This window comes from Streptomyces sp. FH025 (genome assembly GCF_017427025.1).
GTDB lineage: Bacteria > Actinomycetota > Actinomycetes > Streptomycetales > Streptomycetaceae > Kitasatospora.
Map to the genome: position 1 here is coordinate 1 of NZ_JAFLNG010000169.1, position 12,253 is coordinate 12,253.

The 12,253-nt window shown below is 71.6% G+C and carries 10 protein-coding genes; 7 read left to right on the plus strand and 3 right to left on the minus strand.

All coding sequences use genetic code 11. From position 1 onward, the window contains the following. The first annotated feature begins 88 nt into the window (after positions 1-88). Complete coding sequence (locus J0670_RS14690) at positions 89-340, plus strand: helix-turn-helix domain-containing protein (protein WP_307806527.1); 252 nt, start codon at positions 89-91, stop codon at positions 338-340. Between the two features lie 22 nt (positions 341-362). Here J0670_RS14690 and J0670_RS14695 read toward each other — a convergent pair whose 3' ends face one another. Beyond that, positions 363-1,817: an aminopeptidase P family protein gene (locus tag J0670_RS14695; protein ID WP_307806528.1), complete on the minus strand. Its 1,455-nt coding sequence runs from the start codon at positions 1,815-1,817 to the stop codon at positions 363-365. A gap of 215 nt (positions 1,818-2,032) precedes the next feature. On the opposite strand from J0670_RS14695, the gene J0670_RS14700 reads away from it, so the two are divergent. From J0670_RS14700 to J0670_RS14720, 5 genes are all read left to right on the plus strand, one after another. Next, the gene (locus tag J0670_RS14700) at positions 2,033-3,781 is read left to right on the plus strand and encodes an ABC transporter substrate-binding protein (protein WP_207812002.1); all 1,749 of its coding nucleotides are present in this window, start codon (positions 2,033-2,035) and stop codon (positions 3,779-3,781) included. Positions 3,782-3,794: 13 nt separating this feature from the next. Next, positions 3,795-4,757 carry an ABC transporter permease gene (locus tag J0670_RS14705; RefSeq protein WP_207812003.1) on the plus strand — a complete coding sequence of 321 codons (963 nt, stop codon included), beginning with the start codon at positions 3,795-3,797 and terminating at the stop codon, positions 4,755-4,757. Then, positions 4,754-5,740 carry an ABC transporter permease gene (locus J0670_RS14710; protein ID WP_207812004.1) on the plus strand — a complete coding sequence of 329 codons (987 nt, stop codon included), beginning with the start codon at positions 4,754-4,756 and terminating at the stop codon, positions 5,738-5,740. The genes J0670_RS14705 and J0670_RS14710 overlap by 4 nt, the downstream gene beginning before the upstream one ends. Before the next feature lie 80 nt (positions 5,741-5,820). Then, positions 5,821-6,816, plus strand: coding sequence for an ABC transporter ATP-binding protein (locus J0670_RS14715; RefSeq protein WP_207812005.1), 996 nt, complete (start codon positions 5,821-5,823; stop codon positions 6,814-6,816). After that, entirely contained in the window at positions 6,813-7,829 is a 1,017-nt protein-coding gene (locus tag J0670_RS14720) for an ABC transporter ATP-binding protein (RefSeq protein ID WP_207812006.1), read from the plus strand. Before J0670_RS14715 ends, J0670_RS14720 begins: the two co-directional genes overlap by 4 nt. Before the next feature lie 156 nt (positions 7,830-7,985). Here J0670_RS14720 and soxR read toward each other — a convergent pair whose 3' ends face one another. Further along, the gene (gene soxR, locus J0670_RS14725) at positions 7,986-8,447 is read right to left on the minus strand and encodes a redox-sensitive transcriptional activator SoxR (RefSeq protein ID WP_207812007.1); all 462 of its coding nucleotides are present in this window, start codon (positions 8,445-8,447) and stop codon (positions 7,986-7,988) included. A 47-nt stretch (positions 8,448-8,494) separates the two neighbouring features. Here soxR and J0670_RS14730 point away from each other — a divergent pair, with 47 nt between their 5' ends. Further along, entirely contained in the window at positions 8,495-9,949 is a 1,455-nt protein-coding gene (locus J0670_RS14730) for an MFS transporter (RefSeq protein ID WP_207812008.1), read from the plus strand. A 74-nt stretch (positions 9,950-10,023) separates the two neighbouring features. Here J0670_RS14730 and J0670_RS14735 read toward each other — a convergent pair. Further along, positions 10,024-12,253, minus strand: a 2,230-nt coding sequence (locus tag J0670_RS14735) for an immune inhibitor A domain-containing protein (RefSeq protein ID WP_207812009.1), incomplete at its 5' end; no start/stop codon positions are given.

The window sequence follows — 12,253 nt, forward strand, 5'->3', positions numbered from 1 at the left end:
CCACCTGGCCCGCACGGGCCCGGCGGAGCAGATCGTCGCGGACCTGTGGCAGGCCGCGCGGGAGGCGTGAACATCGGGCATTGAGAGGGTGCCTGGCGCCGACGGGCCCAGGGGCGCAGCGTCACGAATCTGTGGGCATGAACTGGCCGAGCTGCGACGGAGGGTGGGGCTAACGCAGAAGCAGGTGGCCGCGTCGATGAGCGTGAGTCAGGCCCGGGTGTCGCAGATTGAGCACGGGCAGGTGGACAGCCTGGAGAACCTGCGGGCGTACGCCGCTGCCATCGGCGGCGAGGTCGAGGTCTCCGTTCGCAGGGGGGAGCGGACGATCAAGGTGGCTTGATCGTCCGCTCCGGCCGCGGGGCTCAGCTGAGGAGGGTGGACATCCAGGATTCGACGTCCTTGACCGTCCTCGGGAGGGCGCCCGACATCAGGCGGGCGCCGTCGGCCGTGATCACCAGGTCGTCCTCGATGCGGATGCCGAGGCCGCGGAGTTCGACGGGGAGGGTCTCGTCGTCGGGCTGGAGGTAGAGGCCGGGTTCGACGGTGAGGACCATGCCCTCCTCCAGGGTGCCGTCGAGGTAGCGGTCGGCGCGGGACTTGGCGCAGTCGTGGTAGTCGAGGCCGAGCATGTGGCCGCTGCCGCAGAGGGTGTAGCGGCGGTAGAGGCCGTTGTCCTCGGCGAGGGCCTCTTCGGCGGGGATGCGCAGGACGCCCCAGTCGGCGAGGCCTTCGGCGATGACCCGCATGGCGGCGCGGTGGAAGTCGCGGTACCGGGCGCCGGGGCGCAGGGCGGCGATGCCGGCGCTCTGGGCGGCGAGGACGAGTTCGTAGGCCTGGCGCTGGACCGGCGAGAAGGTGCCGCTGAGGGGGAGGGTGCGGGTGATGTCGGCGGCGTAGAGGGTGTCGGTCTCGACGCCGGCGTCCAGCAGGAGCAGGGAGTTCGGGTCGAGGGCGCCGTCGTTGCGGATCCAGTGCAGGACGCAGGCGTGGGCGCCGGAGGCGGCGATGGTGGTGTAGCTGGTGCCGTTGCCCTCGGCGCGGGCGCGCAGGTCGAAGACGCCCTCGATCCAGCGTTCGCCGCGGGGGTGGCGCAGTGCGGTGGGCAGGGCGCGGACGACGTCCTCGAAGCCGGTGACGGTGTGGTCGACGGCCAGTTGCAGCTGCCCGATCTCCCACTCGTCCTTGATCAGGCGCAACTCGGAGAGGACGGCGGCGAGTTCGCCGTCGGGCAGGGCGAACGGGCCGGGGCGCCCGGTGGCTTCGTCCACGACCGGGTCGGTGCCGGCCAGCACCCGGGTGGTCGGCTGCGGTCCGGCGAGCAACTTGTCCAGGTCGGCGAGGTGTTCGACGCGCAGTCCGGTGAGCCGGGCGGACTCGTCGAGGTCGGGGCGGCGGCCGACCCAGAACTCGCCGTAGCGGCGGTCGCGGTAGAACTCCCCTCCGCTGCGCGGGGATCGGGGGTGCAGGTAGAGGACCGGTTCGTGTCCGTGCGGCCCCGTCGGTTCGAGGACGAGGACGTGGTCGGCCTGGTCCTCGCCGGTGAGGCCGGTGAGCCAGACGTACGCGCTGTGCGGGCGGAAGCGGTAATCCAGGTCGTTGGCACGGACCTTGAGGCGCCCGGCCGGGACGATCAGCCGCTCGCCGGGGAAGGCGGCGGAGAGCCGGGCGCGGCGTCCGGGGAAGCGGTCGTAGCCGGGCACCCGCTGGTCGGCGGGGAGCGGGGTGGCGGCCCAGCGGGTGCCCATGAAGGCTTCGAGGGCGGGGGAGACCGGGAGGTCGTGGCTCCCGGTGTTGAGGCCGGTCGGGGGAAGGGTCACCGGTGAACTCCTAGACGGGGCTGGGGAGGTGCGGCACGGACACAGCTCGGTAACGGCAGCCGTCACCCCTTGTGCAGTGCAATTTCACATTACTATGTTACGGGTCACACCGCGGAGCGGCCAGATCTCGACGGCCGCCCTCTCCGGCGGGCCCCGGACCACCAGCCGGGGCGGACCACGGGCTTCACGGCAGGCCCCCCACAGCGGAGTTGCACATGACCAGGCGCACCCACGCCGCCCTCGCGGCGGCCCTCGCGGCGACCCTCACCCTCGGCCTCGGGGCCTGCAAGAACGACAAGAGCGACAGCGGCAGCGACGCCGGGCCCTCGAACGGCCAGGGCCCGGGCGCCGCGTCCGGCTCGATCATCGGCGGCACCCCGGTCAAGGGCGGCACCCTCACCGTCCTGACCAACCAGGACTTCGCCCACCTCGACCCGGCCCGCAACTGGACCGTCCCGCACATGGACTTCGGCACCCGGCTGATCTACCGCACCCTGACCACCTTCAAGTCCGAGCCGGGCGCGGCGGGCAGCGAGATCGTCCCGGACCTCGCCACCGACCTCGGCAAGTCCTCCGAGGGCGGCAAGGTGTGGACCTTCACCCTCAAGGACGGCCTCAAGTACGAGGACGGCACCCCGATCAAGTCCGCCGACATCAAGTACAACGTCGAGCGGTCCTTCTCCCCGGACCTCACCGGCGGCCCCGACTACGCGATCCAGTACATGGCCGGCGGCGAGAACTACAAGGGCCCGCTGGGCGGCGAGCACCTGGCGAGCATCGAGACCCCCGACGACAAGACCATCGTCTTCCACCTGAAGCGCCCGGTCGCCGAGTTCTCGGACACCGTCACCCTCCCGACCTTCTCCCCGGTGCCGCAGTCCCAGGAGAAGGGCACCCAGTACGACTCCCGGCCGTTCTCCTCCGGCCCGTACAAGATCGAGAGCTACGACCGCGGCAAGCAGCTGGTGCTGGTCCGCAACACCAACTGGGACCAGTCCACCGACACCGTCCGCAAGGCGTACCCGGACAAGGTCGTGGTCACCCAGGGCATCAAGGGCGGCCAGGCCGACGACCGGATCATCGCCAGCGACGGCGCCGACGCCAACGCCATCAACATGCCCTGGATGCAGCACGAGACCGTCGCCAAGGTGCTGCCCAAGCCGGACGTCAAGGCCCGCATGGCGGCCGAGCAGACCGGCTGCACGGACATGCTCTACCTGAACACCTCCAAGGCCCCCTTCGACGACCCGAAGGTGCGCGAGGCGATGATGTGGGCGGTCGACCGCGAGGCGCAGGTGACGGCCTTCGGCGGCCCGGCGATGGCGGACGTGGCCACCTCCTACCTCCCGCCGTCGCTGACCGGCGGCACCAAGGCCGACCCGCTGAAGATCCCGGCCACCGGCGACCCGGAGAAGGCCAAGGCCCTGCTGAAGGAGGCCGGCAAGACCGACCTCAAGGTGTCGATCACCGTCTCCCTCGGTGACAAGACCCGTGCCGAGACGATCCAGCAGTCGCTGGCCAAGTCCGGCATCCAGGTCACCGTCAACACGGTCGACCCGTCCGCCTTCACCGACACCCTCGGCGACACCAAGAACGCCCCCGAGCTGACCATCAACGGCTGGTGCCCGGACTACCCGTCCGCCGCGACCTTCTTCCCGTTCATCTTCGACGGACGGACCATCAAGGAGAAGGGCAACCAGGGCAACTGGAGCCAGTTCAAGGACCAGGCCACGATGGACCGGATGGACCAGATCGCGGCCATGACGGACATCAACGAGGCCAACAAGGCCTGGCAGCAGCTGGACGAGGACCTGATGAAGAAGGCCCCGGCCGTCCCGCTGATGTGGCAGCGCCGCCCCCTGCTGGTCGGCACGAACGTGGCCGGCGCCTTCGGCAACTCGGGCTTCGCCGGAATGCTCGACCTGGCCACGGTCGGCCTCAAGGACCCCGCCAAGGGCAAGTGAGGGACCGACACCGATGAGTACCACCACTGAGCCCTCCGCCGTGGCCGAGTCCACGGCGGAGGGCGCCAAGAAGAGTGCCGGGCGGGGGCCGTGGCGGCTGGTCTGGGACCAGCTGTGGGCCAAGGGCTCGGCCCGGTTCGGCCTGATCACGGTCGGCGTGCTGATCCTGGCCTCCGCCCTGGCGGGCCCGCTGAGCTCGCTCGGCGGCTGGTCCCCCGAGGAGTTCGACAAACGCGCCATCGACTCGTACCTGGGCGGCATGCCCCGGGGCGACTTCGGCGGCATCAGCACCCGGCACTGGCTGGGCGTCGAGCCGATCACCGGGCGCGACCTGTTCGCCCGGGTGCTGCACGGCGGTCAGGTCTCGCTGCTGATCGCGTTCACCGCGACCGCCGTCGTCGTGGTCACCGGCACCCTGGCCGGCATCGCGGCGGGCTACTTCGGCGGGCGCGTCGACACGCTGCTGTCCCGGCTGATGGACCTCACGATGTCCTTCCCCTCGCTGATCTTCATGATCGCGATGATGTCGGTGGCCAAGGACGTCAACCGGATCCTGCTGATCACCCTGGTGATCGGCCTGTTCACCTGGCCCGGCATCGCCCGCGTGGTGCGCGGCCAGACCCTCTCGCTCAAGCACCGCGAGTACGTCGAGGCCGCCAAGGTCGGCGGGGCGCGCTCCTGGCGCATCCTCACCCGGGAGATCCTGCCGAACGTCTCCGGCCCGATCATCGCGTACACCACGCTGCTCATCCCCGGCATGATCGCCACCGAGGCCGCGCTCAGCTACCTCGGCGTGGGCGTCCGCCCGCCGACGGCGTCCTGGGGCCAGATGATCGCCGAGAGCATCGTGCACTACGAGACCGACCCGACGTACTTCCTGATCCCGACCGCCTTCCTGTTCCTCGCCGTGCTCGCCTTCACCCTGCTCGGCGACGCGCTGCGCGACATCCTCGACCCCCGGGGAGGCCGGTCGTGATCCTCTACCTCGGCCGCCGACTGCTCGGCGTGGTGGGCATCCTGCTCGCCATCTGCGCCATCACCTTCACCATCTTCTACCTGCTGCCGAACGACCCGGCCGCCGCCGCCTGCGGCAAGACGTGCAGCCCCGAGCGGCTCGCCGACGTCAAGGCCGCGATGGGCCTGGACAAGCCGGTCTGGGACCAGTTCCTCGCCTACCTCGGCGGCATCTTCGCCGGCCGTGACTACGGCAGCGGCCCCAGCGCGGTGCACTGCGGCTTCCCCTGCCTCGGCTACTCCTACGAGTACGGGCTGCCGGTCTGGGACCTGCTCACCGACCGCCTGCCCGTCTCCATCTCGCTGGCCCTCGGCGCGGCCGTGCTCTGGCTGGTCCTCGGCCTCGGCGCGGGCGTCACCTCGGCGCTGCGCAAGGGCAAGCCGGTCGACAAGACCCTGATGGTCCTCTCGGTCGGCACCGCCTCGCTGCCGGTCTACTTCACCTCGATCATGCTGATCTGGGGCGTCGTCAGGACGGCCGGGCTGCTGCCCTACCCCTCGTACCACAAGTTCACCGAGAACCCCTTCGAGTGGGCCTCCAACCTGCTGCTGCCCTGGATCGCGCTGGCCCTGCTGTACGCGGCGATGTACGCCCGGCAGAGCCGCAACTCGATGATCGAGGCGATGGCCGAGCCGTACATCCGCACCGCCCGGGCCAAGGGGCTGCCGTCGCGCACGGTCACCGTCAAGCACGGGCTGCGCGCCGGGATGACGCCGATCCTGACCATCTTCGGGATGGACCTCGGAGGCCTGCTGGCCGGAGCCGTCATCACCGAGTCGATCTTCGGACTGCCCGGCGTCGGCCGGCTGTTCTACGACGGCCTGGGCCGCTCCGACCAGCCCGTCATCCTCGGCGTCACCCTGCTCGCGGCCTTCTTCATCGTCGCGGCGAACCTGCTGGTCGACGTGCTCTACGCGTTCGTCGACCCGAGAGTGAGGTACTGATCCGTGAACGAGCGGAGCGAGCGAACCGTTAAAAGGCGCGCATTTGGCGAAGCAACTGCCGAGCGAAGCGAGGTGGGCGCATGAGCCTACTGGAGGTCGAGGACCTCAAGGTCGCCTTCGACACCCCGCGCGGCACCGTCCGGGCCGTGGACGGCATCTCCTTCGCCGTCGAGGCCGGGCGCACCCTCGGTCTGGTCGGCGAGTCCGGCAGCGGCAAGTCCGTCACCTCGCTCGCCGTCATGGGCCTGCACCGCGGCGCCGCCGTCACCGGCTCGATCCGGCTGAACGGGCAGGAGCTGAACGGGCTGGGGGAGCGGGAGCTGGGCGCGGTGCGGGGCCGGCGGATCGCGATGATCTTCCAGGACCCGCTGTCCAGCCTGCACCCCTTCTACACCGTCGGCGAGCAGATCGCCGAGCACTACCGGGTGCACTTCAAGGCGGGCCGCAAGGCCGGCCGGGCCCGGGCCATCGAAATGCTGGCCGAGGTCGGCATCCCGGAGCCGGCCCGCCGGGTCGACGAGTACCCGCACCAGTTCTCCGGCGGCATGCGCCAGCGCGTCATGATCGCCATGGCGCTGGCCTGCGAACCCGAGCTGCTGATCGCCGACGAGCCCACCACGGCCCTCGACGTCACCGTCCAGGCGCAGATCCTCGACCTGATCGCCCGGATCCAGCAGGAGCGCGGCCTCGGCGTCGTGATGATCACCCACGACCTCGGCGTGGTCGCCCGGGTCGCCCACGAGGTGCTGGTCATGTACGGCGGCCGGGCGGCCGAACAGGCCCCGGTGGAGCGGCTGTTCGCCACCCCGGCGCACCCGTACACCCGCGGCCTGCTGGACTCGCTGCCGCGTCTGGACGACACCGACGACGCCCCGCTGCGGGCCATCCCCGGCAGCCCGCCGTCGCTGATCGCCCCCGCCCCCGGCTGCTCCTTCGCCCCGCGCTGCGCACGCACCACCGCGGCGTCCGGTGAGGAGCACGCCCGCTGCCTGGCGGAGCGTCCGCTGCTCGGGCCGCTCGGCCCCGGCCACCAGGCCGCCTGCCACCTGCCGCTGGTGCCGGAGGGAGCGCTGTGACCAGCCAACCATTGTTGTCCGTGAGGGACTTGGTGAAGACCTTCCCCGGGCGGCGCAGCCGCTCCGGCCGGGCCGGAGCGCCGATCCGGGCCGTGGACGGGGTGAGCTTCGACCTCGGCGCGGGGGAGACGCTGGGCCTGGTCGGAGAATCCGGCTGCGGAAAGTCGACCACCGGGCGGATGATCGTCCGGCTGCTGGACCCGACCTCGGGCACCGTCACCTTCGACGGCACCGAGATCGGCGGCCTCTCCCAGGCCCAACTGCGGCCGCACCGGCGGAACCTCCAGATGGTCTTCCAGGACCCGTACTCCTCGCTGAACCCCCGGCAGACGGTGGCCCGGATCATCTCCGAGCCGCTGCTGGTCCAGGGTGAGAGCGCGGCGGGCGCGCGCAAGCGGGCGGCCGAGCTGATGGAGCTGGTCGGGCTGATCCCCGAGCACCTCGACCGCTACCCGCACGAGTTCTCCGGCGGTCAGGCGCAGCGCATCGGCATCGCCCGCTCGCTGGCCACCTCGCCGAAGCTGGTGATCGCCGACGAGCCGGTCTCCGCGCTGGACGTCTCCATCCAGGCCCAGGTGGTCAACCTGATGGAGCGGTTGCAGCAGGAGCTGGGCCTGGCGTACGTGTTCATCGCGCACGACCTCTCGGTGGTCAAGCGGGTCTGCGACCGGGTCGCGGTGATGTACCTCGGCCGGATCGTCGAGATCGGCGACAAGGCCCAGGTGTACGGCAACCCGGCGCACCCGTACACCAAGGCGCTGCTCTCCGCGGTGCCGCTGCCGGATCCGGCGGCGGAGCGGGCGCGGGAGCGGATCGTGCTGCTCGGTGACCCGCCGAGCCCGGCCAACCCGCCGGCCGGGTGCAGCTTCCACCCGCGCTGCCCGAAGGCGCAGGAGATCTGCCGGACGGAGCGGCCGCTGCTGCGGATCGTCGGGAGCGGCACCGCGGGCGGCGCGAGTGCGGCTACCGGCGTCACGGGCGGCCGGGAGGCGGCCTGCCACTTCCCGGAGTAGCCACCACTCCGGAGTGGCCACCACTCCGGGATAGCCACCACTCCGGAGTGGCCACCACGAACCCCCGGTCGGGCGCGGCGGGGAACCTCACGAGGGCTGCGTCCGACCGGGATCCACTCCCGTAGGGCCCGTCCGGCGAGATCCGCCGGACGGGCCCTACTGCTGCTCGTCGGCCGGCAGCAGCAGCCGGGGGCCGGGCCCCTCGGTGGCGAGTTCGTCGCCCGGGTTGAGCACCCGGCAGCGGCGCAGCGACACGCAGCCGCAGCCGATGCAGCCGGTCAACTCGGCCTCCAGTCGCTCCAGTTCGGTGCGGCGGGCGTGCAGCTGCTCGGCCCAGCGCCGGGAGATGCGCTCCCAGTCGTGCTTGCCCGGCATCCGGTCCTCGGGCAGGCCGGCGAAGACCTCGGCGACCTCGGCGAGCGGGATGCCGAGCCGCTTGGCGACCAGGATGAGCGAGATCCGGCGCAGCACGTGCCGCCGGTAGCGGCGCTGGTTGCCCGCCGACCGCTCGGAGGAGATCAGCCCCTGGTCCTCGTAGAAGCGCACCGCCGAGGTGGCGATACCGGCCCGCCGGGCCACCTCGCCGACGCTCAGCAGATCGACCGGTGCGGTGGTCATGGCGGCTCCTTGACTTCAAGTTCTGTTGAAGTCCTAGCGTACCGGACGTGACCGAATCATCTGCCGTAAAGAACGCCACTATCACTGCTGAGCAGGGAAGTTACCCACCGGAGTCGATACCCTCCGGGGCCGACGGCGGTTGGCGCGAACTCCTCTCCCGCCGGTACGCGGCCGCCGCCTCGATCCTGGCCGGCGGCGTCGCGCTGTACGCGATGAACCTGTACTTCACCGCCGCGCTGATGCCCTCGATCGTCGCCGACATCGGCGGGGAGCGGTACTACGCCTGGGTGGCCACCGGCTTCCTGATGGCGGCGGTGATCGCCTCGATGCTGGTGAGCCGCCTGCTGGACCGGCTGGGGGCCGCGCGCGCCTACGTGCTGGGCTTCCTGGTCTTCGGCGCCGGAGCGGTGCTCAACGCGGCCAGCCCGTCGATGGCCGCGCTGATCCTCGGCCGGGTGGTGCAGGGCCTCGGCGGCGGGCTGGTGGCCGGGCTCGGCTACGCCGTGATCCGCAGCGCGCTGCCCGAGCGGCTGTGGACCCGGGCGGCCGGGCTGGTCTCCGCGATGTGGGGCGTCGGCACCCTGGTCGGGCCCTCGCTCGGCGGGCTCTTCGCCCAGCTCGGCGCCTGGCGCCTGGCGTACGTCCTGCTGCTGGTCGCCGCGCTGGTGCTGGCGCTGCTGGCCCGCCGGGTGCTGCCGGGCCCGACGGGCTCGGGGGCGGGCGCCGGACGGGTGCCGCTGGCCTCGCTGGTGCTGCTGACGCTCGCCGCGGCGGCGTTCAGCGTGAGCTCCACCGTGCCGCGCGGCTGGGCCACCGGCGCCTGCATCGTGGCGGGCCTGGTGCTGCTGGCGGGCTTCGCGCTGGCCGAGCGGCGCGGCACGGCAACCGTGCTGCCGCACCGGACCTACCGGGCCGGGAACGGCCTGAAGTGGCTCTACCTGACCGTCGCGGTGCTGTGCGGCGGCGTGATCCCGGAGAACTTCATCCCGCTGTTCGGCCAGGGCCTGGGCGGGCTCGGCCCGCTGGTGGCCGGGTTCCTCGGTGCCGCCATCTCGGCCGGCTGGACCTCGGCCCAGCTGTTCAGCGTGAACATCACCTCGGAGCGCGGCCGGGCCAGGGCGATCCGTACCGGCCCGGTGGTGCTGACCGTGGGCCTGCTGGCCTACGGGCTGCTCCAGACCGGGGACGCCACCGGGGCGCGGATCGTGGTCTGGGCGGTGGTGCTGTTCGTCGCCGGCACCGGCATCGGGCTGGCCTTCCCGCACCTGAGCGTGGCCGCGATGAGCAGCAGCACCGACCCGGTCGAGGGCGGCAAGGCGGCCGCCGCGCTCAACACCACCCAGCTGATCTCCTACGCGGTGGTGTCGGCACTGGCCGGGACGCTGATCAGCCTGGGCGGGGACGACCTGCTGGCCTCGGCCCGGTACATGACCTTCGGAATCGCCGTGATCACCCTGCTCGGGGTGGGCACGGCCGCGCTCACCGCCCGCCGGGCGCGGTAGCGCGGAACGAGGACCGGCCCCGGATCCCTTTTCGTCGGGGGGATCCGGGGCCTTCTCGCGCGCCTACGGACCGGTCAGGAGGCCGGGCCGACGCGGACGGTCGTGACCCGCCCGCCCTGGGTCTCCCGGACCACCTCGATCTTCGTGTTGGTGTCCGGCACCTTCACCGCGAGCTGCGGGGTCGCCGGGTCGCCGTACGCGCCGGTGTGGTCGCTGAACACCGGGACGGCCGGCTCGGACGGGATCCGCACCGCGACCCCGCCCTTGTGCAGGGTGAAGGCGGTGGTCGGCTTGAGCGAGAACGGCGCGTCGAAGGTCTGCGCCCGCCCGTTGACCAGGCTGCCGTCGGCGAAGCGGATCGGCGTCGGGTGGGCGTCGATCGGCAGGATCAGCCCGCCGCCGGGGTGGTCCTTGGTGTTGTTGTCGCCGTAGGAGGTGTCCCACAGCCAGAGCAGGACGCCCTCCTGGTACGGGTAGTTGTCCACCACGTTGGCCTTGCCCGCGACACCGCCGTACCCGAAGTTGTACGGGCCGGTCTTCAGGAACGCCCCGTAGCCGGTGTAACGGCGGTTCTCGGCGAGGTAGGCGCGCGGGTGCTGCTTGACGGCGGTGCGGCCGGTGATGACGGTGAAGCCGTTGGCCGTCCAGCCGTTCGGGCCGTTCTCGGCGCCGTCGGCGAACAGCTCGGTGCCGCCGGCGGTGAGCTTCACGGCGTCGACCAGCACGCCCTTGCCGTGGGTGTTGCTGTCCGAGGCGACGTGGAACCGCAGCCGGACCTGCTGGCCGAGGTAGCCGTCCAGCGGGATGTGCAGCTTCCGGTAGCTGACGGAACTGCCGCTCAGGCCAGGGGTGTTGGCGTTGGTGTTGCCGATCGGCGCGCCGTCCACGGTGCCGCCCAGGGGCGTCCAGTGCTTGCCCTGGTCGGTGGAGGCCTCGACGGTGAGGAAGTCGTAGTCCTGCTCGGTGTCGTACCAGACCGCGGCGTCCAGGGCGGCCGGGCCGGCGGCGGTGCGCAGGTCGACGTCGCGGGCGAGCGAGTTGTCGAGGTTGTCGCCGGTGTCGCTCCACCACTGCTTGCCGCCCTCGTACGGGTCGGCGAGGTCGGTGCTGGTGGTGCCGTCCGGGAGGTGGACCAGGACGGCCTGGGCCAGGTCGGTGTTGTAACTGCTCACCCCGAGGGCGTGGGTGGAGCGGGTGGCGGCCTGCGCCTCGTCGTAGTCGAGCCAGCCGAACTGCAGCTTGCTCCAGGCGTCGAGGTCGCCGGGGTAGCCGCCGGTGGTGTTGGGGCCCTTGCCGAGGTAGGAGCCGGAGGACATCAGCGACCAGAAGTTGACGCTGTTGTCGCCGCCGTTGGTGGGGTACAGGTCGGGCAGGCCGAGGTTGTGGCCGTACTCGTGGGCGAACAGGCCCACGCCGCTGTTCTCGCCCGCCTGGACGTAGTCGTAGACGTACAGCCCGGTGTCGCCGACCGGCGCTCCGCCGATCCGGTTGCCGTCCGGGCCGGTCCGGCCGGTGGCGTCGGGGAAGGCCCAACTGCGGTGCGCCCACAGGGCGTCGGAGCCCTGGGCGCCGCCGCCCCAGGTCTCGTCGACGCCCGCGTGCACCACGATGACGTTGTCCAGGTAGCCGTCGGGCTGGTTGAACTCGCCGGTCTTGGTGTGGTCGTAGCGGTCGTAGACGTCGTACTGGGCGAGCTGCGCCTTGATGTCGGCGACGCTGCGGCCCTTGGCGATCTCGCCGTCGTACCAGGCCTTGAGGGCGTCCCGGACGAACTCCTGGGCCTGGGTCCAGGCGCCGGAGCCCTGGGGGCCCTTGTTGCTGCCGTAGCGGGCCTCGTTGTACGGGACGGTGACCCAGTCGCTGACGGTGCCCTCGACGTCGTACCGGCCGGAGGACTGGGTGCGGTAGTAGTTGCGCATCGACACCGCGCCGGGCGTGTCGTCGAAGAACATCTTCTGGTAGTAGTCGCGGCCGAAGTCCGGCTCCCACAGCGTGTGGTTGTCGTCCTTGCCCGGCTTGGGGATCTGGTTGTGGCGCGGGCCCGGGGTGCCGCCGTAGCGGGGCTGGCCGTTCCACTGGGTGGTGTTGTCGACCTCGTCGCCGAACTGGGCGAGGATCACGAAGACCTTGTCCGTGCGCTGGTGGGCGAGTTGGACGTAGTCGTTGCCGACCTTCACCTTGGCCGGGGCCCGCTTGCCGGCGGCCTTGGCGACGGCGCCCTTGTTGAGCTGTTCCAGGGCCTTGCCGCGCAGCGCCTGGCGCTCGCGCTCCTGCGGGACCAGCGGCGCGGGCGGGGCTTCGACG